Annotated in this window: 26 protein-coding genes; 12 read left to right on the top strand and 14 right to left on the bottom strand. The window is 65.6% G+C overall.

The genetic code is table 11. From position 1 onward, the window contains the following. The first annotated feature begins 175 nt into the window (after nucleotides 1-175). From EV645_RS43435 to EV645_RS29555, 3 genes are all read left to right on the top strand, one after another. Nucleotides 176-661, top strand: a complete 486-nt coding sequence (locus EV645_RS43435; protein ID WP_422386649.1) for a UTRA domain-containing protein — start codon at nucleotides 176-178, stop codon at nucleotides 659-661. Nucleotides 662-822: 161 nt separating this feature from the next. Further along, a complete protein-coding gene (locus EV645_RS29560) occupies nucleotides 823-1,422 on the top strand; it encodes a hypothetical protein (protein WP_130447272.1) in 600 nt (199 codons plus the stop codon). Next, nucleotides 1,391-2,935: a hypothetical protein gene (locus EV645_RS29555; RefSeq protein ID WP_130447271.1), complete on the top strand. Its 1,545-nt coding sequence runs from the start codon at nucleotides 1,391-1,393 to the stop codon at nucleotides 2,933-2,935. Before EV645_RS29560 ends, EV645_RS29555 begins: the two co-directional genes overlap by 32 nt. Before the next feature lie 226 nt (nucleotides 2,936-3,161). On the opposite strand, the gene EV645_RS29550 is transcribed toward EV645_RS29555, so the two are convergent. From EV645_RS29550 to EV645_RS29535, 4 genes are all read right to left on the bottom strand, one after another. Further along, the gene (locus EV645_RS29550) at nucleotides 3,162-3,821 is read right to left on the bottom strand and encodes a hypothetical protein (RefSeq protein WP_198681920.1); all 660 of its coding nucleotides are present in this window, start codon (nucleotides 3,819-3,821) and stop codon (nucleotides 3,162-3,164) included. Nucleotides 3,822-4,273: 452 nt separating this feature from the next. Beyond that, the gene (locus EV645_RS29545; protein WP_130447269.1) at nucleotides 4,274-4,813 is read right to left on the bottom strand and encodes a hypothetical protein; all 540 of its coding nucleotides are present in this window, start codon (nucleotides 4,811-4,813) and stop codon (nucleotides 4,274-4,276) included. A gap of 276 nt (nucleotides 4,814-5,089) precedes the next feature. After that, nucleotides 5,090-5,647 carry a dihydrofolate reductase family protein gene (locus tag EV645_RS29540; protein ID WP_130447268.1) on the bottom strand — a complete coding sequence of 186 codons (558 nt, stop codon included), beginning with the start codon at nucleotides 5,645-5,647 and terminating at the stop codon, nucleotides 5,090-5,092. Nucleotides 5,648-5,911: 264 nt separating this feature from the next. Next, on the bottom strand, nucleotides 5,912-6,580 hold the full coding sequence (locus EV645_RS29535) for a Type 1 glutamine amidotransferase-like domain-containing protein (RefSeq protein ID WP_130447267.1): 669 nt from the start codon (nucleotides 6,578-6,580) through the stop codon (nucleotides 5,912-5,914). A gap of 208 nt (nucleotides 6,581-6,788) precedes the next feature. Here EV645_RS29535 and EV645_RS29530 point away from each other — a divergent pair, with 208 nt between their 5' ends. After that, complete coding sequence (locus tag EV645_RS29530; RefSeq protein WP_130447266.1) at nucleotides 6,789-7,193, top strand: NUDIX hydrolase; 405 nt, start codon at nucleotides 6,789-6,791, stop codon at nucleotides 7,191-7,193. A 459-nt stretch (nucleotides 7,194-7,652) separates the two neighbouring features. On the opposite strand, the gene EV645_RS29525 is transcribed toward EV645_RS29530, so the two are convergent. Together EV645_RS29525 and EV645_RS29520 are read right to left on the bottom strand one after the other, a co-directional pair. Further along, nucleotides 7,653-8,162, bottom strand: a complete 510-nt coding sequence (locus tag EV645_RS29525) for an ATP-binding protein (RefSeq protein ID WP_198681919.1) — start codon at nucleotides 8,160-8,162, stop codon at nucleotides 7,653-7,655. A gap of 68 nt (nucleotides 8,163-8,230) precedes the next feature. After that, complete coding sequence (locus EV645_RS29520; RefSeq protein WP_130447264.1) at nucleotides 8,231-8,434, bottom strand: hypothetical protein; 204 nt, start codon at nucleotides 8,432-8,434, stop codon at nucleotides 8,231-8,233. Nucleotides 8,435-8,528: 94 nt separating this feature from the next. Between EV645_RS29520 and EV645_RS29515 the strand changes: the two genes are divergently transcribed. Then, complete coding sequence (locus EV645_RS29515) at nucleotides 8,529-9,260, top strand: VOC family protein (RefSeq protein ID WP_157997178.1); 732 nt, start codon at nucleotides 8,529-8,531, stop codon at nucleotides 9,258-9,260. Nucleotides 9,261-9,433: 173 nt separating this feature from the next. Here EV645_RS29515 and EV645_RS29510 read toward each other — a convergent pair whose 3' ends face one another. After that, nucleotides 9,434-9,913 carry a hypothetical protein gene (locus EV645_RS29510; RefSeq protein WP_130447262.1) on the bottom strand — a complete coding sequence of 160 codons (480 nt, stop codon included), beginning with the start codon at nucleotides 9,911-9,913 and terminating at the stop codon, nucleotides 9,434-9,436. Between the two features lie 674 nt (nucleotides 9,914-10,587). Between EV645_RS29510 and EV645_RS29505 the strand changes: the two genes are divergently transcribed. Further along, nucleotides 10,588-10,974 (top strand): hypothetical protein, encoded by a 387-nt coding sequence (locus EV645_RS29505; RefSeq protein WP_130447261.1) that lies wholly within the window; start codon nucleotides 10,588-10,590, stop codon nucleotides 10,972-10,974. A gap of 4 nt (nucleotides 10,975-10,978) precedes the next feature. Here the strand turns inward: EV645_RS29505 and EV645_RS29500 are convergent, their stop codons facing one another. Further along, the gene (locus EV645_RS29500) at nucleotides 10,979-12,397 is read right to left on the bottom strand and encodes an MFS transporter (RefSeq protein WP_198681918.1); all 1,419 of its coding nucleotides are present in this window, start codon (nucleotides 12,395-12,397) and stop codon (nucleotides 10,979-10,981) included. Nucleotides 12,398-12,670: 273 nt separating this feature from the next. Between EV645_RS29500 and EV645_RS29495 the strand changes: the two genes are divergently transcribed. Beyond that, entirely contained in the window at nucleotides 12,671-13,156 is a 486-nt protein-coding gene (locus EV645_RS29495) for a DUF4913 domain-containing protein (protein ID WP_130447260.1), read from the top strand. Continuing rightward, nucleotides 13,140-13,583, top strand: coding sequence for a hypothetical protein (locus EV645_RS29490; protein ID WP_130447259.1), 444 nt, complete (start codon nucleotides 13,140-13,142; stop codon nucleotides 13,581-13,583). Before EV645_RS29495 ends, EV645_RS29490 begins: the two co-directional genes overlap by 17 nt. A 68-nt stretch (nucleotides 13,584-13,651) precedes the next feature. On the opposite strand, the gene EV645_RS29485 is transcribed toward EV645_RS29490, so the two are convergent. After that, nucleotides 13,652-14,365: an endonuclease/exonuclease/phosphatase family protein gene (locus EV645_RS29485; RefSeq protein WP_130447258.1), complete on the bottom strand. Its 714-nt coding sequence runs from the start codon at nucleotides 14,363-14,365 to the stop codon at nucleotides 13,652-13,654. Nucleotides 14,366-14,390: 25 nt separating this feature from the next. Then, on the bottom strand, nucleotides 14,391-15,806 hold the full coding sequence (locus EV645_RS29480; RefSeq protein WP_198681917.1) for a serine hydrolase domain-containing protein: 1,416 nt from the start codon (nucleotides 15,804-15,806) through the stop codon (nucleotides 14,391-14,393). A 106-nt stretch (nucleotides 15,807-15,912) separates the two neighbouring features. Here EV645_RS29480 and EV645_RS29475 point away from each other — a divergent pair, with 106 nt between their 5' ends. After that, entirely contained in the window at nucleotides 15,913-17,241 is a 1,329-nt protein-coding gene (locus tag EV645_RS29475; RefSeq protein WP_157997177.1) for a serine hydrolase domain-containing protein, read from the top strand. Here the strand turns inward: EV645_RS29475 and EV645_RS29470 are convergent. Beyond that, entirely contained in the window at nucleotides 17,218-17,862 is a 645-nt protein-coding gene (locus EV645_RS29470) for a dihydrofolate reductase family protein (protein WP_130447256.1), read from the bottom strand. The genes EV645_RS29475 and EV645_RS29470 overlap by 24 nt on opposite strands. Before the next feature lie 81 nt (nucleotides 17,863-17,943). Next, nucleotides 17,944-18,621, bottom strand: coding sequence for a dihydrofolate reductase family protein (locus tag EV645_RS29465; RefSeq protein WP_206751457.1), 678 nt, complete (start codon nucleotides 18,619-18,621; stop codon nucleotides 17,944-17,946). 112 nt (nucleotides 18,622-18,733) lie between these two features. On the opposite strand from EV645_RS29465, the gene EV645_RS29460 reads away from it, so the two are divergent. Then, complete coding sequence (locus EV645_RS29460) at nucleotides 18,734-20,263, top strand: alpha/beta hydrolase (protein ID WP_198681916.1); 1,530 nt, start codon at nucleotides 18,734-18,736, stop codon at nucleotides 20,261-20,263. A gap of 48 nt (nucleotides 20,264-20,311) precedes the next feature. On the opposite strand, the gene EV645_RS29455 is transcribed toward EV645_RS29460, so the two are convergent. Next, nucleotides 20,312-20,986, bottom strand: coding sequence for a DUF4097 family beta strand repeat-containing protein (locus EV645_RS29455; RefSeq protein WP_130447253.1), 675 nt, complete (start codon nucleotides 20,984-20,986; stop codon nucleotides 20,312-20,314). A 160-nt stretch (nucleotides 20,987-21,146) separates the two neighbouring features. Here EV645_RS29455 and EV645_RS29450 point away from each other — a divergent pair, with 160 nt between their 5' ends. Both EV645_RS29450 and EV645_RS29445 read left to right on the top strand, forming a co-directional pair. Next, complete coding sequence (locus EV645_RS29450; protein WP_130447252.1) at nucleotides 21,147-22,091, top strand: ATP-binding cassette domain-containing protein; 945 nt, start codon at nucleotides 21,147-21,149, stop codon at nucleotides 22,089-22,091. Beyond that, on the top strand, nucleotides 22,088-22,831 hold the full coding sequence (locus tag EV645_RS29445; RefSeq protein WP_130447251.1) for an ABC transporter permease: 744 nt from the start codon (nucleotides 22,088-22,090) through the stop codon (nucleotides 22,829-22,831). Before EV645_RS29450 ends, EV645_RS29445 begins: the two co-directional genes overlap by 4 nt. On the opposite strand, the gene EV645_RS29440 is transcribed toward EV645_RS29445, so the two are convergent. Continuing rightward, nucleotides 22,815-25,934: an AfsR/SARP family transcriptional regulator gene (locus EV645_RS29440; protein WP_242000732.1), complete on the bottom strand. Its 3,120-nt coding sequence runs from the start codon at nucleotides 25,932-25,934 to the stop codon at nucleotides 22,815-22,817. The genes EV645_RS29445 and EV645_RS29440 overlap by 17 nt on opposite strands. Nucleotides 25,935-25,952: the final 18 nt, after the last annotated feature.

Genomic DNA, 25,952 nt, shown 5'->3' with positions numbered 1-25,952 from the left:
CAGCCCAGTCCTCCACTGTCATCACCCTTCACAGGGTCACGCAGGGGTCCACTTCCAGCCGTCGCTAGAGGGTCAGTCTTCACCCGCCGTCGACAGCACTACGCCCTCCGAATCGGAGAGCGCTAGGCAGCCTCTACACCGACCGGCCAACGTCCTCGCCCTTCGCGGCGGCAGTATCGGCGGGGGCAAGTCCCGGAGTCGGGCTTCCAGAGCCGCCGCATCACTGCTTTCGAAGGCGATCGCTCATCGGCTTGAGATCCAGCAAGGCGATCCGGTCATGCGCACGAGCTATCGCTTTATCGCCGACGGTGAGCCCGTGCTGCTAGCCACGTCATTTGAGCCTCTCGCGCTAACTCGCGGCACTCCGATCGAGAACCTTGAAGGCGGCTCGACCCCACGCGGAGTCCCCAGGATGGACACCATCGGCGTGCACATCACGCACGTCGGCGAAGACGTGACCGGTCGTGCGGCTCGTCCCTGCGAGGCTGAAACGCTTGTGGTGCCGTCAGACTGCCGATTCTGGTCATTGAGCGCACCTACTACGAGCGTGACCATCCGGTGGGAGACTGCAGACATCGTCGTCTGGTCCGAGCGATATGTGCTTTCGTATCGCTTGCCGATTCCGGGGCGAGGACTCTCTCCGGACGGCAGTTCGAGGTGACCTGACACTCGGGACCCTGGGCGTACTGTCGGGGCGTCAAAGCCGATTGCTCTGGTCTGCACCGTTCTGAGTGCGACGCGGCAGTAATCTTGCAGTTGCCGTCGGAGATTGTCGGCACCGCCTCGTAGGCTCGGTCTTGGGCCAGAGATCTGGGAGGCGACATGTCGGAAGCCGAGCTGTGGGCGATGCCGCATGAGTACGGGGCGGGAGCCGCGAGCTGGGTCAGCAACGCTGTCGATTCGATCAGTCGCGAGCTCCACCCAATCCTCGCGGCGGTCCGCCGCGAACGAGTTGCTGACCTGCCAAGGCCCGAGGAACATTCGCCTGGTGCAGAAGTATTGGCGTCGCCACTCTATCGCGGCATTGAGGTAATGCACGTTGTAACTGCCGACCGGGACGACGTCCTCATGGGGGATGTGGGCGCGTTTCTGGGACTGCTATTCAATCTTGCGGACGAGATGGGCTCTCAAATGATGCGCGGAATGCTTGAGCACATCAGCGAGGTCTGTGAAGCGTCAGGACAAGTCGTCAGTGCCGAGGGTCGTGATTACTATGACGTAATGATTGAAACGCTTGAGACGATCGACATGTCGTTCGATGAGAACGGCAAATCAAATCTCTTTATGGTCGTCAGCCCTGCCATCGCGAAAGAGCTCGAGGGCAACCCGCCAACTCCTGAGCAAGAGGCACGCATGACGCGGGTGCTCGAACGGCGGAAGGAGGAGTGGGATGCTTCGCGGCGTCGTCGGGACCTTCCTTGACTCCCTCACCGAGCGAGAGCTCGATGGCCCTTTACTTGCCCTGCTAGCTGCCCGGGGCTTTACGGACGTCCATTTCCTGCATGGCGCATTCGAATTTGGCAAGGACGTAATCGCCAAGCGGACCGACGAGCGCGGGAACGTCAGACAGTACTCGATCCAGTCGAAGGCAGGCGACATTGGGCAAGGTGATTGGCGATCGATCCGGCCACAGCTTGAGGAGTGCGAGTACAACACCAGGGCTCACCCCAACTTTGACGATAGTCTGCCGCGAGTGGCTGTGCTTGTGACCACTGGCCGGTTGAAGGGTGCCGCACCTGTCGACGCCCAAGAGTTCCGGCAAGCCTGTGAGAGGCGGGGCCTGGCCGGCTTTGAAGTATGGGACCGCTCCAACTTGCTGGACTGGCTCTGTCTCGACCCATTGCTCGGACTCACTGAGATTGGTGTTCAGGACGAGTTGAGCGCGTTGCTCGGGGCCATTGCGCGCCAGAAGGTGACCGAGCCTAGCTTGGAGCGCCACACCCGACAGTGGCTGATCGGCGACGATGACCAACGTCGCCTCGCGCGAGCTTCGATGGAGACGTCGCTCATCTGTATCCAGCTCTTGGCAGCCCGACGTCTGGACCTGGCAGCGCTCACAGCGTTGCATCTCTATCGCGCAGCTTGGTCACCACCGACTGCGGAACTCGTCGAATCGCCAGTTTCAGGTACTGCGCTGAGATTGTTTGCGTCCTATGCGACTGAGTTACTGAATCAGGCCGCTCCACTGCTGAGCAGCGCGAGAGACCTGGCGGACGCGATCATGGACGTCGGGTTCATCATCACCTATCCGGCAACATGTTGTCGGCTCGCTGAGGTCTTCGCCCTTCTCGCCTTAGTGGGTGAGCCTGCCGTCTCTGCACGGGCAGCGGCCGCGGTAAGCGTGTTGGCTTCAGATCATCCAGGCACAGCGCGACCACCGTCAGACCAGTTCGCGGCCAGTCTCGTGCCGCTCATCGTGGTGCTAGCACATCACGATCGACCAACCGCAGTTCAGTTCATGCGCAACGTCACGACGTGGCTACTCGATCGACATGATCCGGAGAAGGATGGTCTCGGCCTTGGTGGCCTGGACGAGGCCGAACAGACACAATTCGAACGGCTCGTGGCTGGTGCTACAACCTTAACCGGCTTGGAGTTGAGGCGCTCGAGCTACCTGGCCGCCGTTGTGCTCGACGCGTTATGGGTAGTCGGAGCCCAAGATTTGTATGAGGCTCTTCAGGCGAACATGTCAGCTCTTCGGATCATCCCGAGCGGTAGTGCAGCGGATGAGCGGCACGCCCGATGGAAGCGGGGAGGGTCGAATGTGTTCCTCCAACCCCGTATCGAGTACGCAGGCTGGTCAGATCGAGCGAGCGAGGCGTCTGTCGAGCCTGCCAGCACACCCCTGGACGCCGTAGTCCTGGGCGCGGTGTGTCGAAACCGACACTACAGCGACGCAATGGCCGCGATGATTCGGATGGCCGGTACCGCGTAATGCCTTGTGGACCGACGGATCCGCGCCGTTCTCATTCACGCAGCCCAGGGTTCCCGCATCGCCTGACAGGGTCATGGGGGAGCGCGCTCTCCGACATGGCACGCCTCAGGGCGCCTACGGCGTCCCTCCGGGATCTCCGACCCTTGACTCGCACCGCACCAAACCCCAAGTCACCAGCTATCGAGGTGATGTGAGACGACAGGCCGTTTCGCCTGACACGTAACCGTCAAGTGCTCAGACCGCTCAGATCCGCGATCGGTCGCTGGTCTGCTGCCATCACCGCGGGCGGATCTGGCTCGCCGAAGGCACCCGCGAAGCTCAGGCACTTCTCACGCTTCGCGCTGTCCATCGCATCCAAGGTTGGACTAGAGACCTCGCGCGCCATCAGTGCGCCCCATGTCTTCTCCGACGCCTCACGCATCCTCTTGAATCCGTCGCGCAGCAGAAATGGCGGGGCGACGAGAAGAGCGAGCGCAATAGGCGACCAGGCGGTGGCGAGGACTCCAGACAGAATCAGCAACGGCCAAAATATCGACATCCGAAGTTCAGCCTCAACCTTTAGGCGATCGATCTCTGCGTAAACCTCCGGGAAACGCATCTGGATACGGACCTCAATCGCGGGCTGGTCCCGCTTTATCTGGCGAATGAACTGCTCAAGCAGTTCATCTCGCGCTGCCTCGTACTCCTCGATATGAGCCGGAGTCATCGACTCCGTCGAATAGAATGCCCGAAATCCAGTCGGTGCGTCGCAACCGCCACGGAATGATCGCATTACCGGTACCCGTCCATCGGACATTAGACTCTGAAATTCGTTGTGCAGCCATGAATCAACAGCGTCAAGGCGACCAGAAAATCCCTCACCCAACCTACGGGCGGCAAATCCCAAGCGCCCCCACCCCGCTCGACGCCACCATCGCCAAACCGGCCGGAAGCGCGCACGCTTGGGCTCGACGTCCAAGTCGAGCCGCTCGATGACCTTCGTGACCTCTGACCGCATCCTTACGCTCACGAGCCTGAGTGGCGATCTACGAACCACCAGGAGACTTCCGACCAGATACACCAGCAAGACGCCGGCACCCAGCCATACAGAGGATGGCAGCCCGTCGAGGTCAGATCGATGGAGAAACGCGACTGTCGACTTGTTGTCGGCAACCTTTGCGCCCAACAGGATCCATGCACACGCGACCCAGAGCGCGCCAGTAACAAGAGGCGTCCGGAACTCACGGACGCCTGGCAAAAGAGCGGAGAACACATGCTGAGAGTACTGATGACCGCCGACAGAATCCGCTCGGCGCGCAACCTCTGGCCCAGGTCGTGGCGGGAGTGTCTGATTGGGTCCTATCGCGCCCGGACTCGCGCGCTCTTAGGGTCGGTGGCCCGTAGCCTGGTCGGCCACGGGAACTGCAGGGGCTCGGGGGTTGCGCTCCACTGTTCGCCCAGTTCGCGCAGCACCGTTGTAGCGCGGTTGATGTCTTCGTCCGGATACGGACAAGGATCCTGAGAGATGACTCCCCAACTCTCGCGCACTTGGGCGTACGGCGTCGGTTGGCGCTTCTCGACGGCTTCATGGATTACCGCCGCGATCGCCTCACTGACACCGACACCCTTAGCGGCCTTCAAGATGCGGTCGCTACGGACCTTCGCGTCGTAGCGCGCCTTGCCCTCGATCTGAGTCATGGTGGAGAAGACCGCGCCTGCCGCGATCACGCCGAAGATTCCGTCGGCGATGCCGAGCTCCCGTTCGGTCACCGCATGCGAGAGGTCGTGCGGTACGCGCCACTTGCGTGTGTACGACGAGAGCGTGAAGACTGCGCCGTCCGCCCGCCGGATCAACGTAAGGCTCTCGCCGCGCGGATCATGCTGGAAGGTGAGATGCATGTCATCCAGGGTGACGCCGCGCTTACACATGCACCAATGGTTTTCCCGCAGGTGTCACGAAGCCCTGAGCTGAGGGTCAACCGAGTCCAGGCACCGGACATCGACGGCGGCCGCGTCGGCGCGCCACCGAACCACCCGCAACAATCAGGACCGCCAAAACCCCTTGTATGTATAGGAGTGAGCCCCCTTGCCTTCGCGGAGTTGTTCGGCGGTGCGCGGTGAGTGCGAGGGGGATGCTGCGCTGCCGGTGGGTTGGCGGCGATTGGCTTCTGGGATTCAGCGCGCGCGGCGGTAGTGCATGGCCACTACGCCGTTGCGGAGTGGCTCCGCCGAGAGCAGCTCGAGCCGGCGCGTGGCGGGCAGCCCGCCCTGGTACAGGGTCGGGCCGTGGCCGGCGATCATGGGCTGGACGAGCAGCTTGTACTCGTCGATCAGGTCCAGCCGGTCGAGCTCGGTCGCGAGCTTGCCGCTTCCGAGGAGGACTCCGGCAGGCGTCGCGTCCTTGAGCTTCTGCACGCCCTCGCGCAGATCACCGGCGATCTGGTGGGTGTTGGCCCACGAGAAATCCTTGCGCGTCGAGGACACCACGTACTTGGGTTTGGCATCGAGCTTGACTGCCCACTCGCGCAGGGCCGGTGACGCTTCCTCGTCGCCGCGGGCGACGGCCGGCCAATAGCCCTCCATCATCTCGTAGGTGACGCGACCCCACAGCATCGCCCCGCCCTCGTCCAAGAGACGGGTGAAGAAGGCATGCGTCTCATCGTCGGCGATCCCCTCCTGGTGGTCGACACAACCGTCCAGGGTCACGTTGAGGCTGAAGGTGAGAAGTCCCATGCCCGCCGAGTTTAACGCCACCACGGCAGCGCGTCCGCTGCTCGCCGTATCGCCTTAGGTGAAGGCCAAGTAGCCCCTGGCCATGTCATCGATCGGCGTTCCTCGGTTGGAAAGGATGGACACGAAGCCGTGTTGCAGCTTCCGCGGTGTCTACTCGTCAGCGGCGCGCCCTGCCTACCTGGCCACCTTACGGACGTGCCGTCGCGCGTTAGCTGATGCTGGCGGCTTCGAGTGTGTGGGACGCGGCCGTGGATGAGTTGGTGGCTAGGCGGGGAAGGCTTTCCAGTGGCCTTCGGAGATTAGTTCGGTGGTGCCGTTGGTTACTTTGATGGCGGTTTGGTCGTCGATGGCGTAGGCCGGGGCTGCGATGTCGGCGGCCCAGCGTTCTGCGTTGGCCAGGGTGTTGTTCGGCATTTGTTCGTGGTCCAGGTGGGGGTAGATCGAGAAGTCGACGACGCCGAGCGTGCGGTCGTCGGGGGCTGAAGGCCAGTTGACGAAGTCTTTGCCGATTCGCGGTGTCATGACCATGCTGCCGGCGCTGAGTCCTACCCAGACTGTGTCGGGTAGGGACGGGATGAGGTTCGACAGGCCTGACTGCTGCATCCAGTGGCACAGGTAGGTCGTGTCGCCGCCCTCGGCGAGGAGCACGTCGGCCTCTTGGACCCAGGGTATCCACCGCTCGTTGCCGATGCTGGGCAGTGCGGTGAGTTCGAGGACTCCCAACGATGCCCAGTCCAGGCTGGTCATCTTGTCGAACGGAGGCTCGGCGGCGATGGTGCGTCGTACCGTGGCAGGCCCGAGCATTGGGTGGCCCCACTGCGCGGTGGGGATGCAGAGCGCGTGGGACTCGGAGATCGGCTTGCCCAGAAGGTCGACCAGCGCATCGCGGATGCTGTCGTTCGTGATGCCTCCGGAGGTGAGAAGGAGCTTCACAACGCCTCCCGAGTCGAGTGCGACGGATTTGTGTGGCGCGGGCACCGGGGACGCGTCATCGCTTGACTCCTTTGTCGTGTCCTGTGGCGTCGTTGACTAGCAACCGTTTCAGCTGTTCTACACCAACTGTGGAGCACTGATCTGCTACATCGATGGGGACGACGAGCGCGGCGCGGAATGTGTCTGTGTTCGCGTCTAGGGTGCTGGCATGGTTGCCCCGGTTTCGATCTCAGTGGCTGCGCTTGTGCGCGATGGCCTTGTGCTCCTGGTGCATCGGCATCCGTCGCGGCGGTGGTATCCCGACTGTTGGGACCTGGTCGGCGGGCATGTCGAGTCGGGCGAGTTGCCTCACGATGCCGTCAAGCGGGAGTGCCTCGAGGAACTCGGTGTCCGCGTCCACGAACCCGTGCCCATCTCGATGGCGGTCAGCGACCCCACGCTCGACGTACACGCGTTCGTTGTCACGCGATGGGAAGGGGTACCTGTCAACGCGGCTCCTGAGGAGCACGACGATCTTCGCTGGTTCCGGCCCGGTGATCTCGCAGACTTGAAGCTGGCTCACCCGGGCAGCCTGCCGAGTCTCCTGTACGCCGTTCAGTCCGCAGCCGGCTAGCCGGCTGCGGACTGTCCGCTCTTGATCATGTGAGTCATCTGTTCTTGATCATGTGGGTGATCTACTCGCGAAGCAGGTCGGCCCTTCAGTCTGATGGACGTTGACTGGTTCCGTCGGTCCTGGCCGCCGGCCGAGCAGGACAATGCTCAGGTTGAGGCTCGCAACATAGCGGCAGTCTGGGAGTGCGACCGGTCAGTGGGGCCGCGCCAGTTGGGCCGCTATAGCGCCAGACGTCAGCCTTGGAGTGGCATCTGGAGCGCTGCGATGAAATAGCCGCTCGCCTGGAGGCAGCGGATCTGGACGAATTGGTAATCGACACCAGCACTCTTGAGCCGCAGGAGGTGGCCGAGCGCGCTCTGCGACGCCTCGGTCTGCTGGAAGCTCGCCACCGTAACCGCCGGTAGGCGAGAGCGCCTTATAGGTAAGGGAAAATGGGCGCCGACCCGCGGCCTGGAAACGTCACGAGACTGTCGGCGGCCAGTGGCTGGTGCGCCACGCGTCCCAGGTTGTGAAGCCGGGTGGTGGGGCGTCGATGGGTTCGGTGCCGTCGAGTTCGCCTGGGTTTGGGATCTCGATGCTGGCGGACCACTCGGCGAGTTCCTCGTCAGACATGGGCCAGGTTGTGTGGGGCGCTTCGGCTTGGCGCTGGTCGAGTCGTTTTCGCTGTTCGGTTGCGGGGAGTTCGAAGTAGAGCATCTCCACCCTCGCGCCGAGGTCTGCTGCAGCCTGACGGAGAGCGGAGCGCTCATCTCGGCTCCAGAGGCCGTAGTCGATCACGACGTTGTTGCCGAGCTCGAGGGAGCGCAGCCCGATCTCGATCAGCCGTCCTTCGATCACGCGCTGGGCCGAGTCCGGGTTCTCGTGGCCGTAGAGGGCCTTCACCCATTCGTCTTTCGTGAGGCGAAGGGCTCCGTGCTCGACCTCGATGCGCCGTGCAGCAGTGGTCTTCCCGGTGCATGGAAGTCCCACGGTCAAGAACAGAATTGGTTGCCTGATCATCACCGCCCATCCAAGCAGACGCCTGGGTGCCGAGAACGTCAGCGGACGGGGTCTCCGGGGAGGAGGGCCCGCCACCAAGGCGCGTCGATCCAGCGCTGGTAGCGGGCCAGTTGTTGATCGATGGTGGTGACCTTGTCGGCGGGGGCGTAGTCGAACAAGGAGGCCTGGTGGCGAATGCCGAAGTAGGTCCGGCGCGTCCAGAGGTCGACGATGTAACCGCCGTACCATCGGCCGCGGCGCATGAATGCGTCGGCCCCAGGCGGCCAAGGCACGCGGACTGGTGAGGCGGATGGTCGGGAGGCAGAGGTGGTGCATCTTCTTGCGGATGATGCCGGGATGACTGTCTACGTTGGGTGTCCCGAGGTGCTCGGTGGTGAGGACGGCGGGATGGTGTTGGCCGGCTTCTACCGGGAGGTGCTGGGTTGGGAGCGGTACGACGCCTGGGGGACGTTCTTCGTGGCGAGGAGTCCTAAGTTCCGGATTGGCTTCGATGGTGATGGGTGGTCGGATGAGAGGCCGCCGCGCTGGCGCGATCCGGAGTGCCCGCAGCAGATTCACTTTGATATCGCTGTGCAGGATCTGGACGGCGCGGGTGCCCACATCACTGGTGCCGGCGGGACGTTGCTTCAGGACGACGCGGACCATCGGGTGTACGCCGATCCCGCCGGACATCCGTTCTGTCTGTACCCGGGTCCGTCTGTAGCGCCGACGGTTGAGCGTCTGGTTTACGACTGCTTCAGTCCGCGGGCGCTGGCGCGGTTCTACGAGGGATTCCTCGGCGTACAGGAGAGAGCCGAGGACTCACCAGAGCGAGTCGTGATCGATCTTGACGACGATGAGCTGCCGGACCTGGCGTTTCAGCATGCACAGGTCGCTGCTCCGCGGTGGCCGGACCCTGCTTATCCGGCACAGCTGCACGTTGACTACCGGTTCACGGTGGACCACGAAGTTCCGCACTTCCAAACTCCGGCGGCCAAGGCGGCAGTGGCACGTGCCGAAGAGTTGGGCGCGATCCACCTTCAGAACGTCGTGTACGCCGACCCGGCCGGTCACCCGTTCTGCTTCTGAAGCACTCGGTCGCGGTTGGAACGGCTGGCGCAGGGCGGGCTCGTCTTCGCGTCCCGCGCCAGCCGGATTGTGGGTCCCTGTCCGAGCCCGCCACAGGGAGGAGAGCTCGGACAGGGAGATTGATGACGGACCTGTTGGCGGGCGATCCGCCGCATCTCGGTAGTCGCCGTCGGTCAAGGTGCGGGTTCGTACAGCAGGAAGTGTGCGCCGGTGACTCGCTCGAACTGCTGCTTGATCGTTGCGGGGTCGCCGAGCAGCGCCAGGTGGCGCCACTCCGGCAGCAGGACCGTGGTGATCTGGTCACGATTGACCGACTCGATCAAGGCATCGAAGGCGGCCGGAGCCGAGGCTGGATCCTCGACGTACACCGGGCCCATGGTGTAGCCCTCGAGGTTGGCGATTGCTTTGAGTTCCTGCTTCATGTCTTCGATGTGTGGATCGGACAGGTACAGGTCTCGCCGGGCATATCCGAGCAGGAGCGGCCCGGTTGCCGGCTCGATGGTTACTCGGAGGCTTGCGAAACGTCTGCTCATCGCGGCCTGATAGCGGAGGGCCGCGGCTGGTTCGCCTGTGTAGTCCGCGATGACGTGTACGCCGAACCAGACGCGAACGCGCTTGTCGGTGGGAAGCGGGGGTCGGGTGATTGTCGTCATTCGCCGCGCACCTCCCGCGCGATGTCGCGCAGAATGAAGGCGTACAGCACGCTGGCCACCAGCCAGAGAGACCACAGTTCCGGTATCACTTAGCGTCACCCCACCGTTGCGGTTGGCACACTTGGTGCCGAGAAGCTTCTGGCCAGGCGGGCGGACATCACCATGATCCGCACCGGACATATGCCGGACATCCGGGTGCCATGCGTCAGGCGTTTGTCTGCCATGGACGCGCTGGACCGGCATACCGCCTAGCTGGCTGATGTGCGGTGCACGCGGGGCAGGGAAGTCGGATCTTGGGTTGGGCGGAGCAACATGGAGTTATGGCGGCCGGGGATTTGGTGTTTGGGGTGGGGGACAGGGTTCGGACTTGGGGGCGGTTGGTGAGCGGGGCGGACGGTGATTGGTTGGACGTGGCTCGCGTTCTGACTCCGATCCGCAGAGAACCGGGGTGGAAGTCGGATCGGTCGGTTCGGTTGATCGGGTTGGTTGCCGAGGCGATCCCTGTCGACTCGGCATCGAACCGCCGACTGAGCTACATCTCGGTGGTCGGGATCTGGCGGGACGGGAGCATCGAGGTCGACTCGTTCTCGGGGGAGGTCCCTAGGCCGGAGTCACGTGCAGTTTGGAGGGAACCACCGTGCCCGCCGCCGCCCGGTGGCTGGCGGCACGGTGTGGTGGACCTCGACCTGGACCTCCGCGCCCTGGAACCGCCCGGAGAGGTGGTCCATCCGGTGATCTTCCGTCCCTCCGAAGGTCAGGAAGTCCTCGTTGTCGCCGCCACCGACGTGGACGCAGTGACTCGATTGTTGTCCCCGAAGCTGCCAGGTCAGTTCTGTGTGGTGCCCAGTCGGTTCACCCGTGCTCAGATCGACGAGGTGTACGACGTCCTGCACGCCCATTGGCGAGAGTGGCGCGTGGAGTCCTTCGGCACCGGCTCGGACGCGCAAGCTCAAGTGTTCATTCCGGTCAGCCTGTTTAGGGTCACCGCCGATACAGCCGAATGGGCTGACACCCTGCCCGAAGGCCTGGTCCGCCTCGAGCCGGTACTGAGCCCGGCCTGACACCTCAGTCTTCGGCGGCTTGGCGGGGCATCAACGTGACGAGGGGGAGGGTTAGCGCGGTGAGGGCCAGTACGACGATCAGGGTTATTTCCATCGCGTGGGCCAGACCTGGGGTTGTGGCTCGGAAGAAGATCGACGTGACTGCGGCCGAGCCGATTGCCGACGCGAGTTGCTGGATCGAGCTGAAGGAGCCGCTGGCGCTGCCTGCCTCCTCGGGTTTGGCGGTGCCGAGGGCGACGACAGGGATCGTGGCGAAGCTGAGGCTGATGCCGACGCCGATGACGAAGAACGCCGGGGCCAGCGCCCAGAGGCTGAGGGTCGTACCGGAGTGTGCGACGAGGGCCAGTACCCAACCGCACCCGACGATGTCGATGACGAGGCCGATGAAGACGAGCCGGCGTCCGAGCTTGGCGACGAGGCCTCCCATGGCGGCAAAGCCGGCGGCGACGAGTCCGAGGGTGAGCGGCATCAGGCCGAGCGACGCGTTCTTCGGGCTGACCTGCAGTCCCTCCTGCAGGAACAGCGACAGTACGAAGAGCAGACCGGTGCCGGCGGCGACGGCGACCAGACAGACGAGCAATCCGGACGTGAAGCCGCGGTTCTTCAAGAGCGAAGGCGTGATCAGCGGGTGCGTCGCGGTGCGCTGACGGTAGGCGAAGGCAGCGAAGGACAGTACGCCGATGACCATCGAGGCGATCGAGATGACGCCCCAGCCGTTGGTCGAGCCTTGGATCAGTCCGTACAGCAGCCCAAGCATCGCGATCCCGAGTACGCCGGAACCCCAGCCGTCGACGACCGTCGACCGGTCGCCGTCGTCATCACGCGGCAGGATCCTCACGGCCAGGATCATCCCGGCAACGCCGAGGACGATGTTGAGGAGAAAGATCGGGCGCCAGGACAGACCGAACAGGTCGGCGCTGATGATGAACCCGGCCAAGACCGGGCCGGCGACACTCGACAGACCGAGAATCGGGCCGAACAACCCGAACGCCTTGGCGAGCATCTCGCGATCGAACGCCTTCGTCATGATCGCCATGCCTTGCGGGATGAGCAGAGCCCCGAACGCTCCCTGCGCAACCCGCGCGATGACCAGCAGAGTCGGATCAGGCGAGAACCCGGCGACCGCCGAGGCCAGCGTGAACCCGCCCATCCCGATCAGGAACAGCCTGCGCTGGCCGAACTTGTCACCCAGCCGACCGCCGACGACGAGCAGGACGCCCATCGCGAGCATGTACGCCGGGCCGAGCCACTTGACCAGGCTCACCCCGCCGCCGAGTTCGGCCGCGATCGTGGGCGCCGCGATATTGGTGACCGTCGCATCGATCACGTCGAGAGCGTCGGCGAGTATTACCAGGGCCAGGATCGCCCACATCAGCCGACTGGACCGGCCGGTGCGGACTGCTGGCTCCGTCAAGATCGTCATGATGAGGTGTTGCCCTTCTCCATCGGCCCCCCGTCTTGAGCGGCCTCTCAACCTGACTACGACCACCCTCCACACGATCCGACATCGGCCCTCGAAGTTTCTTCGACTCAGCTGCCGGACGAGGTACGTCAGCGGGACTCGGGGCTCAGCGTCTGCTGGGCTGGCGGGAGGTTATCCACAGAAAGGCAATCGGTCCGTTCAGGAAGGCTTCGGCTCGCTAGCCTCAAGGAACGCGAATGAGCGCCAGAAGGTGACCTGATCTGGGGAGATGGCATGGACGGTGATGGAGCACAGCAGTCGGATCACGACGCGGCAGATCTGGCAGCATTGCGTAAGGCCATGGACGGGCTGCGGTACGGCAGCCGCCGCGAAGGTGCGCCGGCGTCTGGATTCCGGCCCCGGTTCGCTGATCTCGAGTCATGGGTACACGAGTTTTTCGTGCTGACTTTCGGACGGTGCGCTGAGCAGGGTCGATGGTGCGCCCAGTGGTGGGATCACCCCGAGGCGGTTCTCAGATTGGATGCGCTGTGGCGTAGCTGGGAGGTCGCCTCGCTGGATCCGATCCACGGTGTTGCCGACTGGATCCGTAACTACCTCGACCCCAATCTCGTCCAACTCTGCAGCGATGGTGGCCCGTTCGCCCGGTGCGCGGAGGAGCGTCACAGACCGACGCCGGTGCTACCCGTCTGTCCGCCGCCGGATGGCTTCGGCGCACCACCTCGCCATTGGTGGGAGGTTCTGGGTGAGCGCGACAGGTGAGGGTGGATCGGGCTCGGCGGCAGAAGTTCCTGGACGCGCGGCCGATCCGACGCAGCGAATCCCGGACGTGGACCTTCTCGTGCCGCGGGATCGTTTGGCTCTGGTCAAGTCGTACAGCGAGTCTGCGAGGAACGCGGTCCTGCCCATCAAGCTCGATACGGTCGCGGCTGAGGTGTATGTCGATTTTCGCCCGCGCCACGAGAAGTCGTACCTGGTCCATCGCAGACTGAGGTTCCCTGTGCCGAGCACCTTCTTCGCACCGCGCGCCGTGCCCTTGTTCGGAGAGCAGATCAAGACGATCGACCCGCGGTCGTTGCTCCATACGTTCGGCACCATCGGTGGTGTTGTTCGTCAGAAGGATGTGCCGAAGATGATCAGGCTGGCCGAAGCAATCCGAAGCAATCCGAAGCGGTCGGGCGGTCAGTAGGTATAGCGAGACGGATTGCGAGGTGTTTGATCGCTTCATGCTGGCGCGTAAGCGACAGTCTCCGGTGTTCATCGCAGCGAAGACCGGCTGGGAAGGCGTTTTGGACGTTCTGCCTCCGACGGCTGCCGGAACTCTGAAACGGCGGCTGTCACCTCCTGCCCAGCGAGTGATGGGTCAGATGAATCGGTCTGGAGTTGGAGGCCGGGGGCGTGACAGCTAGGTAGGGCGTGATGCAACGTACTGATCCGGGCGACGTTGAAGTCTCCGCACACGACAGTCGTTGCCATGTTGGCTTTGACAACCTGCCCGAGGGCTGTGAGTTGGTCACCCTGTAGTTGGCGGAATCGATTGTGCTCCGACCAGTCGCCGTCGGTGTTGGCCGCCGGGTGGACGTTGAGCACCCTGATCCGACTGCCGGCCAGGTGGACGGCGAGCAGTCCGCTGTGCAGCGCATTCACGCGCGCTCGAACGGGTAGGCCTGACCGGCGCGAAGGCTGCGGAAGCTTGATGTACGCAGTGTCGGACAGCGGCTGCCGCGACAGTGTGACCAAGCCACCTCTGGGGCCGGCCAGCGACGGCCGATAGGCCACCTGTGTGAACGACGGCATCCCTTGGCGAAGGAGTCTCAGGTGGTAATAGTCGAACACCTCCTGCAGGCAGATCAGGTCGATCTTGCTGGAGTCGAGTTCGGCCGCAATCGCCGCGAACCGTCCGGCAACGCGGGTGCCCTTCAGCGGGAGCCCGCGGATGTTGAGCGTGGCCACCGTCAGCTGCGTAGTCATCGTGCGAGACAGCTTACGGATGAACCTACGAGACGTCGGGTCTGGTCATGAGGGGGGATTTTAGGTGGAGGGGGAGGTTGGGGCCGGTTAGGGGGACGGTGCTCCAGGTTGCGGTGGCGGTGGGGCCGTTGACGGTTAGGTGGACTCGGTGGGGCGTGGTGATGACGTAGAGGTCGGCGGTGTAGGTGTCGTTCTGCCAGGCGGCGGAGGCGATGACTGGGCGGCCGAGGGGGGAGCTTTCGTGCCACTCGTTGTGGCCGGCCTTGATGGTGAGGGACGGGCCGAGGTGGATGAGCCAGCCGTCGGAGGTGGGGGCGACGGTGACCGGGGTTCCGTCGGGGAGGGCGGAATTGTCGGCGGAGGCGTCGATCGTTGCCTTGATGGAGCGGTCGGGGCCGAGGCTGCCTGGCACGGGTGGCATGGAGAGTTGGCGGAGGCGGTCGGCCAGGCGGGCGTCGTTCTCGGGGGTCGCCTCGGTGTCGAGTAGGTGGTCCCAGAAGAGGCCGGGTACGGCGTTTGTTGGGCCGACGGCGCCGGTCAGGGCGATGACGAGGTCGTGGGACGGGACGACCACGCAGTACTGGCCGAAGGAGCCGTGACCGAAATACCCATGGCGCGAGATCCAGAACTGGTAGCCGTAGCCGGAGGTGAAGTCGGGGTTCACCGCCCAGTTGGGGAGGGCGAGCGTGTCGATGTGGCGTCGAGTTGCGAGCTCGATCCATTCGCGAGGGACCAGTTGTTGGTCGCCCCAACGACCTCCGCGGAGTAGCAGTTCGCCGAAGACCGCGATGGCCTCGGTTGTGAGATGCAGACCGTGGAATCCGAAGGCGGCGCCGCTCGCCACGCGGTCCCATTCGGCACCCTCGATGCCCATCGGCTTGAACAGGCGCTCGTCAAGGAATTCGGGAAGTTCGCGGCCGGTGACCCGTTCGACCATCCGCGCCAGGATGAAGGTGGTCGCGTTGTCGTAGTCGTGCTGGGTCCCCTCGGCCGCGGGGAACGAGACGCGCAGGAAGCCCTTCACCAGATCCCCGGGCTCCAGTTCCCACGCTTCCTCGAGGCTGTCCTTGCCGTGCCCGGCCGTCATCGACAGCAGGTGGTGAACGGTGATGCGGCGGCCCTGCTCCGAGACGCCGGAAGGAACGTGGTCGGGCAGTACGTCGACCACCCGATCGTCCAGCGACAGCAGCCCGTCGGCGATCGCGAGTCCGACAGCGATCGAGGTGAACGACTTGGTCAACGAGTACAGCAGGTGCGGGCGCTCGGCGGAGTACGGCGTCCACCAGCCTTCCGCGACGACCTGACCGCGGTACACGATCATGAGCGAGTGACATTCGATGGACTGCGCTTCGAGCTCGTCCAGCAGCGCGAGGATCGACGTCGACGACATGCCCGCGGCGGCCGGTGTCGACCGCGGCAGGAGGGCGCGCTGGGAAGTCATCCGCGCACAGTAACAAGCCCGCCCGATCGGGTCATGCGATATATGCCCTTGCTGCTAAGGGCAAATGACCAGGCGCGAGAGGTGCGTGACGGCGTACCGTCGGGTGATGGACGGCGTAGAGGAAGGGCTGTGGCCGCTGGTTGAGAGCTTTGTCGGCTCGCATGACATCGCGGGACTGGCCGTCGCGGTCGTGCGGGATGGCGAGGTCGTCTCGCGCGGGTTCGGAGTGCGCGATGTTGGGAGCGGTACGCCGGTCACGCCGGAGACGATGTTCCATCTGGCGTCGGTGTCCAAGCCCTTTGTCGCGACGGCGATCGTTCGCAAAGAGCTCGATCTGGACGCTCCGATTACCGAATGGGTGCCAGAGTTCACGCTGGCCGACGGCCGGGAGGGGGAGGTCACGGCGCGGGGCTTGCTGAGTCACACCAGCGGTCTGCCCGACGTCTCGGACTACGGCTGGCACGACCCCCAGCTCGGCGACGACGCGCTGAGCGAGTTCGCTCGCAGCTTGTCGAGTTGGCGGCTGAAGAACCCGGCGTTCTCCTACTCCAACGCTGGCTACGAGCTACTCGGCCTGGTCCTTTCGAGGGCGACAGGCGCGACGTTCGAGGACGCCGTACGGCGGGAGATCCTCAAACCGCTAGGGATGCAGAAGAGTACGTTCCTGCGCGCCGACGTACCCGCTGAACTGGCCGCCTCGCCGCACGTGGGGATGCCGCTGGTGATGCCCGGTGATGCGTATCCGTACAGCAGGCGTCATGCGCCGAGCTCGACCCTGCACTCGAACCTGATCGAGTTGTCCCGCGGACTGATGGCGTACTTCGAATCGGGTGGCGTGCTCAACCTCATGTCGCAGCCGGTCGTGCAGGTCGGCAATCCTCCCTGGGAGGAGGCGATGGCGCTCGGCTGGGCCGTGGGCAGCTATCTCGGGTATCGAACGCTGAGCCACAGCGGACTCGATCCCGGCTTCGGAGCACGTCTCGTGCTCGTGCCTGAGCGGCGTACCGGCGTCGTCGTCCTCGCCAACTCCAACACCGTCCCCGCCTCATCCATCGCCAAGGCAGCACTCGACGTCACACTCGGCGGAGGAGACCTCGGAGTGACGGAGTTGCGCATCGCCAAGCGCTCGCTCGCCGGCCCGGTCGCCGAAGCCCTTGCAACCGAAGGGCCGGACGCGGCCCAGGCGACGTACCACCGACTGGCCACTGCCGACGATTTCGACCCCGACGACGAGGGATTCGAGGACGCCGTCTGGGGAGCGATCGAGCTCCACCGCACCGACATCGTCTGGCCCTTCCTGCGCCTCTGGACCAAACTGCGCCCGGACTCACCAACCGCCCGGACCATGACCGCCTGGGCCCACGAACTGGACGGCCACGAACTGGGCGGCCACGAACTGGACGGCCACGACTTAGCGCTTCGCGGTGAAGGTTAGGTGGGTTATGCCGGTCGGGGTTGAGACGGGCTCGATGGTGTAGGTCTGTTCGAGGGATTCGAGGCCGTCCCAGAGGCGGACGCCGCGGCCCAGGAGGATGGGGACCTGGGCTACGTGCATGTAGTCGATGAGGCCTTCGGCGAGGAAGTCGCGGACCACGGTGGGGCCGCCACCGATGCGTACGTCGGCGCCGGCGGCGGCCTCGCGGGCCTGGGCGACGGCTTCGGCCGGGGTGGCGTCGAGGAAGTGGTAGGTGGTGCCGCCCTCCATCTCGATCGACGGGCGTGGGCGGTGGGTGAGGATGAAGGTCGGCGTGTGGAACGGCGGGTTCGGGCCCCACCAGCCCTTCCAGTCGGGGTCGTCCTGCCATCCCGGCGGGCCGAACTTGCCGGCGCCCATGATCTCGGCGCCTATGCCGGGGTTGTGCTGTACGGCGAACCCGTTGTCGGCGCCCTGCGTACCGCCGGACAAGTTGTCCTCCGCGTGGAAGAACCGCGTGCCGACGAGCCACTCGTGCAGCCGCTCACCGGCGTGCCCGAACGGGGCCTCCAGCGCCTGACCCTCGCCGGTCGCAAAACCGTCCAGCGAAATCGACAGGTTGTGAACTCTGACCTCGGACATGGTGTCGCTCCTTCAGTTGGATGGGAGATGCTCACCAACTGGTCGGAGCCGGCAGAGCCGCCTTGACATGACGGGAACGAATCACCGTTTCGACGTGGTGTAGGTCAGGTGAGTCACCCGCGGCGACGCGACCGAACGCGTCTGGTCGAGCGCGATCCGGTCCGGATCCACGTGGTCGAACAGGCGAATCCCGGTGCCGAGCAGCACCGGCGAGAGGGAGATCGAGAACTCGTCGATCAGACCGCCGTCCAGGTACTGCTGGATCGTCTCGGCGCCGCCGGAGATGCGGATGTCGCGGTCGCCGGCGACCGCGCGGGCCTGGAACAACGCGCTCTCGATGCCGTCGGTGACGAAGTGGAACGTCGTGCCGCCCGGCCGCTCCCACGGCTCCCGCTCGGTGTGGGTGAGGACGAACACCGGAGTGTGGAACGGCGCTTCCTCCGGCCACGAGAGCTCGCCGGCCTCGAACATCCGCTTGCCCATGATGTTGACGCCGATGCGCTCGTGCGTCTCCTGCGAGAGGTCGTTGTCGACTCCTTCCTCACCGCCCTCGCCGAGCTTGAGGTTCTCCCGGAAGTGGCGCTGCGGGAACGCCCACGACTGCAGCTCCGACCATTTCCTCAACCAGCGCTGGGCCCCCGGATCGTCCTGACCTCGGGGTGTGAAGACGATCTCGGCCGGCACGTGCTCCGGTGCCATGAAACCGTCCAGCGACATCGTCACGCCGAAGAACACCTTGCCGGCCATCAGTTCCTCCACTCGGTTCGAACCATGGCAAAATCATATGCCCATATCGGAAAGTGTCAACGCGCAAGCTGGCCGCGCGATACTTTGCGGAAGGCTGCTTCGACGTGGTGAAGGTGGTTCGCAGATGCGTCTCCGATGGGTTCTGGCCGCCGCTACTTCCCTTGCCCTGATCGCGCCAGCCGTGCCGGCCGCTGCGAACCCTCCCGAAGCAAGGAACTCGGCGCTGAGCTTCGGCACCTGTCCCAGCGATATCGCCGAGCCGTACCCGGCGCTCACCTGCGCCACCCTGAAGGTTCCGCTGGACTATTCGCGTCCGAACGGCGCCAAGATCTCGCTGCTGGTGACCAAGCACGCGGCCAACAAACCTGCGAAGCGGATCGGCTCGCTGGTGGTGAACCCGGGCGGCCCGGGCGTGAGCGGTGCGGCGTACGCCGGATCGCTGTCCAGACCGGACGCCACCGGCTTCACCCAGCTCGACACCGCCGTTCTGGATGCCTACGACATCATCGGATTCGATCCGCGTGGCGTGTTTCTGAGCGCGCCGGTGAGCTGCGCGGCTCCCGATCACTTCGGCGCCCCGCAGCCGGACCCGGACGCGAAGGCGAGCCGCAATCAGCTGTGGAAGCTCTGGAGCAGCTATGCGGAGGACTGCCAGGCCAACAACACGGCGATCCTCCCTCACCTGGGCACGGTCGACGTGGCTCGTGACATGGACGCCGTCCGCGCCGCGCTGGGCGAGCGGAAACTCAACTATCTGGGCCTGTCTTACGGCACCTATCTCGGCGCCGTGTACGGGCAACTGTTCCCGCGCCACGTCGGCCGGATGATTCTGGACGGCAACATGGATCCGACCCCGAAGGAGGTTTGGTACCAGGTCTGGCTCGATCAGGCGGCCGCGTTCCAGAAGCGGTTCGACCACGACTACCTGCCATGGGTTGCCAAGTACGACAACGTGTTCCACCTGGGCAAGACCGTGCCGGCCGTGCGGGCGGCCTGGAACAAGACGCTCACTGACTTCCGTACCAAGCCGCACGGAGACGTCGGCGGCAGCGAACTGCTCGGAACGGCGTACGGCGCGATGTTCGCCGAGGGCGGCTGGATCGGATTCACCGACGCACTCAGCGCGTACGTCGTCGACGGGGACGACAGCATCCTGACCGACATCGCCGCGCCCGACCTGAGCCCCGACGGCGAACAGGCGAACGCGATCTTCACCTCGGTGATCTGCGCCGACTCGCACGGGCCGCGCAACCGGGCGAAGTACGAGCACGACGCGGACAAGCTCGCCCGGACGTCGCAGTTCGCCTGGTACATCATGTGGACCAGCGGCAGCGCCTGCCAGAGCTGGGCCTTCGACAGCCCCGGCAGGCTCAAGATCACGGGTGAGGGCTTGCCCGGCGTCTTGATGTTCAACTCGATCGGTGACCCGGGCACGCCGTACGCCGGTGCGCTGAAGATGCACAAGGCACTGCCGACCTCGATCCTGGTCACCGAAAGGGACTCGGGCAAACACGGCGTATTCGCCAACCGCCTCGCCGCGGTCAACCCCGCAGCGAACGCGATCGGCACGAAGTACCTCCTGACCGGCGAACTACCTGCGACCGACACCACCGTGCCCGGTCATCCCCTGCCGGTGCCAACCGAGGCGCCGTGACTTCACCACCGCAGCATGCGGCCCTCGCTGAGGCCTGGCTGAGGCTGGTTATGCGCGGCGGACGGTGATGTTGCCGCCGTGAGTGCGGGCGCGTACGGCGATGGTGCGGTCGGTCGGCTCGGTGGCGTCCAGTTCGTTGAACACGCGGCCGATTGAGGTGTGGGCATCCAGTTGGGCGGCGGTGCCGGCCAGTACGCCGACTGCAACGAAGCCGGTGGCGGTGTAGAGGTCGGCTGCGCCGTTGCCGAGCTGCCCGACCTGGATGTCGCCGCTGGCTGTACGGGCGTTGACCGCGGCCCTCGCCACGTCGACGGTGATGTTGCCGGTGGCCGACTTGGCCCGCAGGTCGCCGGCAACCTTGCCGACGTGGATGTCGCCGTTCGCGGTCTTCAGCTGGCAGGAGCCGACTTCACCCTCGACGACGTAGTCGCCCTTGGCGGTGTAGCCCTGGACGTCGGACCCGGTCGGCAGCTCGATCAGTACGGCCACCTCGCCGTACTTCTTCGCGAACAGCGTCCGCAGCTTCGGGTGCTTGACCAGCAGTTTCCCGTCGGTGAACTCGATGACGACCTGCTCGGCGGCCTGTACGTCGAGGTCCCAGGCCGGGTCGACCGGTCGGACCTCGACGACGGTGTCGGTCCGGTCGCCGGCCTTGACGGTGACGTTGCCGAAGATGATGTCGACGTCGGCGGAGATCGGCGCGGGGGTGGCGAAGGTCGGCATGATGTCTGTCCTTTGCGGGAGTCGGTGATGACAAGGACGACTCTCGCCCGGAGCCCTGACACCGCACCGCCATGAGCGCAAGACGGGCATGGTCACGGCCGCTGACACGGTGTAGGCGGCGTGTCAGGTGCGTGTCAGGGCGGCTGCCGAAGGTAGTCCCATGACAACTACGGCGATCGCGGTCTCAGGACTGCGCAAGACATTCGGCGACAAGACCGTGCTCGACGGCATCGACTTCGAAGTACCCGCGGGCACCGTCTTCTCGCTGCTCGGCCCGAACGGGGCCGGCAAGACGACAACCGTCAACGTGTTGACCACGTTGATCAAGGCCGACAGCGGCACGGTCCGGGTGGCCGGGAACGACGTTGCCACCGATGCCAAGTCGGTCCGCTCGGCGATCGGCGTCACCGGCCAGTTCGCGGCGGTGGACGAGTTGCTGACCGGCCGCGAGAACCTCCAGCTGATGGTTGACCTGAGCCCGGTGCCGGCCAAGGACGGCAAGCGGATCGTGACCGATCTACTCGAGCGCTTCGACCTGGTGGAGTCGGCCGACAAGTCCGCGGCGACGTACTCCGGAGGGATGCGGCGCAAGCTCGACCTCGCGATGACGCTGGTCGGCAATCCGCGGATCATCTTCCTGGACGAGCCGACCACCGGTCTGGACCCGCGCAGCCGCCGGACGATGTGGACGATCATCCGCGAGCTGCTGGCCGACGGCGTGACGATCTTCCTCACCACGCAGTACCTGGACGAGGCCGACGAGCTCGCCGACCGGATCGCAGTACTGAACAAGGGCAAGTTGGTTGCCGAGGGCACCCCTGAGGAGCTCAAGCGGCAGATCCCCGGCACGCATGTCCGGTTCCGGTTCGCCAGCTTCGACGACCTCGACGTCGCCGCCGGAATCATGCCCGAATCGACCCGCGACGACGACGCGCTGACCCTGCGGGTCCCGAGTGACGGCGGCACCAAGTCGGTCCGCGCGTTGCTCGACCGCCTCGACGAGCACTCTCTCGACGCCGAGGAATTCTCCGTCCACACCCCTGATCTCGATGACGTTTTCCTGGCCCTGACCGGCCACGACACCGCGGAGGTAGTCGCGAAATGAAGAACCCCTCGATGGTGATGCTGCGCCGCAACTTCAAGCACATCGCCCGCAACCCAACCTCGGTCTTCAACGCAGTACTGATGCCGGTCGTGGTCATGCTGATGTTCGTCTACATGCTCGGCGACGCCTTCAGCGTCGGTGTTCCGTACGTCGATTACGCGACGCCCGGCATGCTCCTGCTGGCGGTTTGCTACGGACTGGGATCAGTCGCCACGTCGGTGAACTCCGACATGACCAAGGGCATCATCAACCGGTTCAAGGTGATGGATGTGCCGCGTGGCGCGGTGCTGACCGGTCACGTGATCGCCAGCCTGATGACCAACCTGGTCGCGATCGCGGCGATCATCGGAGTGGCCTTCGCGCTCGGGTTCAACCCGTCGGCGAGCTTCGTCCAGTGGCTCGGCGTCATCGGTATCGTCGTACTGCTCGGTCTGGCGACCGGCTGGCTGACCGTCGCTCTCGGTCTGTTCGCGAAGACGCCGGAGACCGCGGGCCTGGCCTCGGTGCCGTTGATCATGCTGCCGTTCTTCAGCAGCGCGATCGTGCCGGCCGACAAGATGGGTCCGGGCGTGAAGCAGTTCGCGCAGTACCAGCCGTTCACGCCGATCATCGAGTCCCTGCGCGGGCTGCTGAACGGTTCGGCGGCGACCGGCGACCTGCTCGCCGCACTCGCCTGGCTGGTCGGGATCGCGGTCGTCGGCTACATCTGGGCGACCTCGACCTTCAAGAAGCGAGCGTGAGCCGGACCAACTCCGACCAGTCCGCCTGCCGTCCCTCCTCAGTCGCCTCGGTGAACCGCGTGTCACCGAGGCGACTGCGCGTTTCCTGCTCGATCCGGGTCAGGTCGGGGTTGGACAGGTCCGGCAGACCTGCGACGACGGCACTCGCCGCGAGGAGCCGGGCGGCCTGCTCGTCCTGATCGGTGCGCAACGCGAGATCCGCGATCCCGACCAGCACCTGCGCGATGCTCGGGATGTGGCCGGTCTCGGTCGCCGCCTGGACCGCGGCAGTGCGGTGCTCCCAGGACTCGTCGAGATCCTCGGCCAGGTAGCCGAGGACGTCGTGCCGGACCGCCCGCAGGCTGGCTCGCTCGGCCTCCTGGCCCAGCATCGTTGTCGCGACGGCGAGCTGTCGTCGCGCCTCGTCGTTGTTCCCACTCCAGCGCGCAAGTTCCGCCTTGCACAGCGCCAGCTCGACCAGCGCCTCCGGCCACGCAACCCGTTCAGCCTGCTGTTGTGCCTCGACCATCGCGGCGGCGCTCGACTCCAGGTCACCGGCCAGCCAGTACAGCTGCGCCTGCCGCGACCGCGTCCGTACGACGTCCTCCGTCGCGCCGACCTCGGTGGCGACCGCGATCGCCTGTTCGCAGTACTCGCAGGCGGCGGTGAAGTCGCCGCGGACGGCGACCCGATCGGCCAGTTCGGTCAGCGCGAACGACATGCCCCAGCGCTCGCCGATCGCCCGGAACTCGGCCAGCCCGGCCTCGAGCAGGGCGTCCGCCTCCGGGTCGCCGTCGCCGAGCATGATCCGCATCTTGCCTGTCTGCAGGCGAGCCAGCGCCCGTACCCAGGGATCGTCATCTTCGAGCAACGGCTCGAACGCCGACACGAACGCGCTCGGTCCGTCCAGCAGTCGCTCCAGGGCGGTCGACAGCTTCACGGCCGGGTGGGGGTTCTGTACCCGGCGGCTCACGTCGGCGGCCTTGCGGATCCAGTCCTCCGCGTTGTACTGGTCGCGGCCTCGCCCGGACGTCATCAGGTTCGTGACGAACGCGTACACCACCGCGAGGACCTCGTCGGCGACCTCACCGGGTACGGCGGGGGCAGCCATCAGGTACTCGTTGCCCTCGACCTTGTGTCCGGCGAACCACCAGTACCAGCCGGCCGCCGCGCCCAGCCGCATCGCTCCGTCGGCCTCCTGCGCCATGAGCGCACCCCGCATCGCCGCGGCGATGTTGTCGTGCTCCGGCTCGAGAATCGCCAGCCATTCGAGCTGCTCGGCACGGCGCAGATGCGGGTCCGCGGTCTCGGCGAGCTCGGTGAAGTACGCGAGATGCGTACGACGGGTCAGGTCCGACTCGCCCGCTTCGTCGAGACGCTGCTGCGCGTACTCCTTGATCGTGCCGAGCATCCGGTACCGCGGAGCGCCCTCGTCCTTCGTGACCACGAGCGACTTCTCGGTCAACGCGGTCAGTAGATCGAGTACCTCCCAGGATTCGACCTCTCCGCCGGCGCAGACCTGCTCGGCCGCTTCTAGGCTCGCGCCGCCGGCGAAGACCGAGAGTCGGCGCAGGACCGATCGCTCGGCGTCGGACAGCAGCTCCCAGCTCCAGTCGATCACCGCGCGCAACGTGCGGTGCCGGGGGAGCGCCGTACGACTGCCGCCGGTCAGCAGGCGGAAGCGGTCGTCGAGGCGGTTGGCGAGCTGCTCCAAGGACATCGTGCGCAAACGGGCCGCGGCGAGCTCGATGGCGAGCGGCATACCGTCCAAAGCCCTGCAAATACGGGCCATCGTGGCCAAGGTCTGCGCATCCGACGCGAGGTCTGCGCGTACCGCGCCGGCGCGATCCTGCAGGAGGCGAACGGCCGGCGATGAGTCGATCTCGCTTCCGTCCGCGGGGACGGCGAGCGGTGCGACCGGCCAGAGCGCCTCACCGGTGATGCCGAGGGGCTCGCGGCTTGTCGCGAGAATCCGCAGCCGCGGGCACTCGCCGAGGACGCGGTGGGCGAACGCCGCCGCCGACTCGATCACGTGCTCGCAGTTGTCGAGGATCAGCAGCATCGCCCGCTCGCGGACCGCGGCGATGACCCGGTCCGTCGGATCCGCCTCCGGTACGTCGCCCAGCAGCGCGTCCCGGAGTGCGAGCGCGGACAGGGTCGCTTGAGCCACGTCGCCGTCGGGGCCGATGGCCGCGAGTTCGACCATCCAGGCTCCGTCCGGCAGATCGCCGAGCAGCGTACGCGCGGTCTCCGCGGACAGTCGCGTCTTGCCCGATCCACCCGGCCCGATGAGCGTGGTGAGGCGGTGCTCGGCGATGAGGTCGCGGACGGCGCTGATGTCGGCGTCCTTCCCGACGTACGTCGTGAGCTCTTCGCGGAGGTTGGTGTTGCGCTTCTCGTCCCGTCGTACGAGCTCGCCGCGGAGGAGGGCGACGTGGAGTGCGGACAGCTCGGGTGAAGGGTCGACGCCGAGTTCGTCGGCCAGCGTTTCGCGCGTGCGCTCGTACACGCGGAGCGCTTCGGTGTCGCGGCCGGAGGCGACCAGGGCGCGCATCAACGCCGCGACGAGGCGTTCGCGGACCGGGTTGGCCGCGACGAGGTCGGTCAGCTCGGTGACCATCTCGGCGCCGCGGCCGAGCGTGATCTCGGCGTCGTACCGATCCTCCATGGCGGTCAGCCGGAGGCCGTCGAGCCGGGTCACGGCCGCGTCGAACGCACCGCTTTCAGTGAGACCGACGTCCTGCATCGCGGCACCGCGCCACAGCTCGAGTGCCTCGCGGAGCAGTCGGACGCCCTGCGGGTCCTGGTCGGTGCGAGCCCGGGCAACGAGTCGTTCGAACCGTACGGCGTCCACCGCGTCCGGATCGACCTGCAGCCGGTAACCGTCCGTGTGCCCTTCGACGGACCCTTCCGGGAGCACCTTCCGGAGCCGGGAAACCAAGCGCTGCAAGGCGTTCGCTGCATCGGCCGGCGGCTGCTCACCCCAGATCCAGTCGACCAGCGTCGCCTTCTGCACCACGCGCCCGGGGTCGAGAGCCAGGGCAATCAACAATGCGCGCAACCGCGCGCCCGGTACGTCGGCGATGCCGCCATCGTCCGCACGAACCTCGAATGGCCCTAACATCCCGATCTGCACCCGGCA

This window comes from Kribbella rubisoli (assembly GCF_004217145.1).
Classification (GTDB): Bacteria; Actinomycetota; Actinomycetes; order Propionibacteriales; family Kribbellaceae; genus Kribbella; species Kribbella rubisoli.
The sequence above is the reverse complement of the archived record's forward strand: the minus strand, read 5'-3'. Positions and strand labels throughout refer to the sequence as shown.

What these genes read in the sequence shown, in the direction of transcription:
- EV645_RS29520 (WP_130447264.1), bottom strand. Translation starts at nt 8,434, where the DNA reads ATGCGCCGCGGCCGATGGTACGGCGGTTACATCGTCGACCTCTGGACG.
- EV645_RS29555 (WP_130447271.1), top strand. Translation starts at nt 1,391, where the DNA reads ATGCTTCGCGGCGTCGTCGGGACCTTCCTTGACTCCCTCACCGAGCGA.
- EV645_RS29485 (WP_130447258.1), bottom strand. Translation starts at nt 14,365, where the DNA reads ATGACTACGCAGCTGACGGTGGCCACGCTCAACATCCGCGGGCTCCCG.
- EV645_RS29515 (WP_157997178.1), top strand. Translation starts at nt 8,529, where the DNA reads ATGACTGTCTACGTTGGGTGTCCCGAGGTGCTCGGTGGTGAGGACGGC.
- EV645_RS29445 (WP_130447251.1), top strand. Translation starts at nt 22,088, where the DNA reads ATGAAGAACCCCTCGATGGTGATGCTGCGCCGCAACTTCAAGCACATC.
- EV645_RS29475 (WP_157997177.1), top strand. Translation starts at nt 15,913, where the DNA reads ATGGACGGCGTAGAGGAAGGGCTGTGGCCGCTGGTTGAGAGCTTTGTC.
- EV645_RS29540 (WP_130447268.1), bottom strand. Translation starts at nt 5,647, where the DNA reads ATGGGACTTCTCACCTTCAGCCTCAACGTGACCCTGGACGGTTGTGTC.
- EV645_RS29455 (WP_130447253.1), bottom strand. Translation starts at nt 20,986, where the DNA reads ATGCCGACCTTCGCCACCCCCGCGCCGATCTCCGCCGACGTCGACATC.
- EV645_RS29510 (WP_130447262.1), bottom strand. Translation starts at nt 9,913, where the DNA reads ATGACGACAATCACCCGACCCCCGCTTCCCACCGACAAGCGCGTTCGC.
- EV645_RS29545 (WP_130447269.1), bottom strand. Translation starts at nt 4,813, where the DNA reads ATGCATCTCACCTTCCAGCATGATCCGCGCGGCGAGAGCCTTACGTTG.
- EV645_RS29480 (WP_198681917.1), bottom strand. Translation starts at nt 15,806, where the DNA reads ATGACTTCCCAGCGCGCCCTCCTGCCGCGGTCGACACCGGCCGCCGCG.
- EV645_RS29460 (WP_198681916.1), top strand. Translation starts at nt 18,734, where the DNA reads ATGCGTCTCCGATGGGTTCTGGCCGCCGCTACTTCCCTTGCCCTGATC.
- EV645_RS29450 (WP_130447252.1), top strand. Translation starts at nt 21,147, where the DNA reads ATGACAACTACGGCGATCGCGGTCTCAGGACTGCGCAAGACATTCGGC.
- EV645_RS29440 (WP_242000732.1), bottom strand. Translation starts at nt 25,934, where the DNA reads ATGTTAGGGCCATTCGAGGTTCGTGCGGACGATGGCGGCATCGCCGAC.
- EV645_RS29470 (WP_130447256.1), bottom strand. Translation starts at nt 17,862, where the DNA reads ATGTCCGAGGTCAGAGTTCACAACCTGTCGATTTCGCTGGACGGTTTT.
- EV645_RS29495 (WP_130447260.1), top strand. Translation starts at nt 12,671, where the DNA reads ATGGACGGTGATGGAGCACAGCAGTCGGATCACGACGCGGCAGATCTG.
- EV645_RS29500 (WP_198681918.1), bottom strand. Translation starts at nt 12,397, where the DNA reads ATGACGATCTTGACGGAGCCAGCAGTCCGCACCGGCCGGTCCAGTCGG.
- EV645_RS29560 (WP_130447272.1), top strand. Translation starts at nt 823, where the DNA reads ATGTCGGAAGCCGAGCTGTGGGCGATGCCGCATGAGTACGGGGCGGGA.
- EV645_RS29530 (WP_130447266.1), top strand. Translation starts at nt 6,789, where the DNA reads ATGGTTGCCCCGGTTTCGATCTCAGTGGCTGCGCTTGTGCGCGATGGC.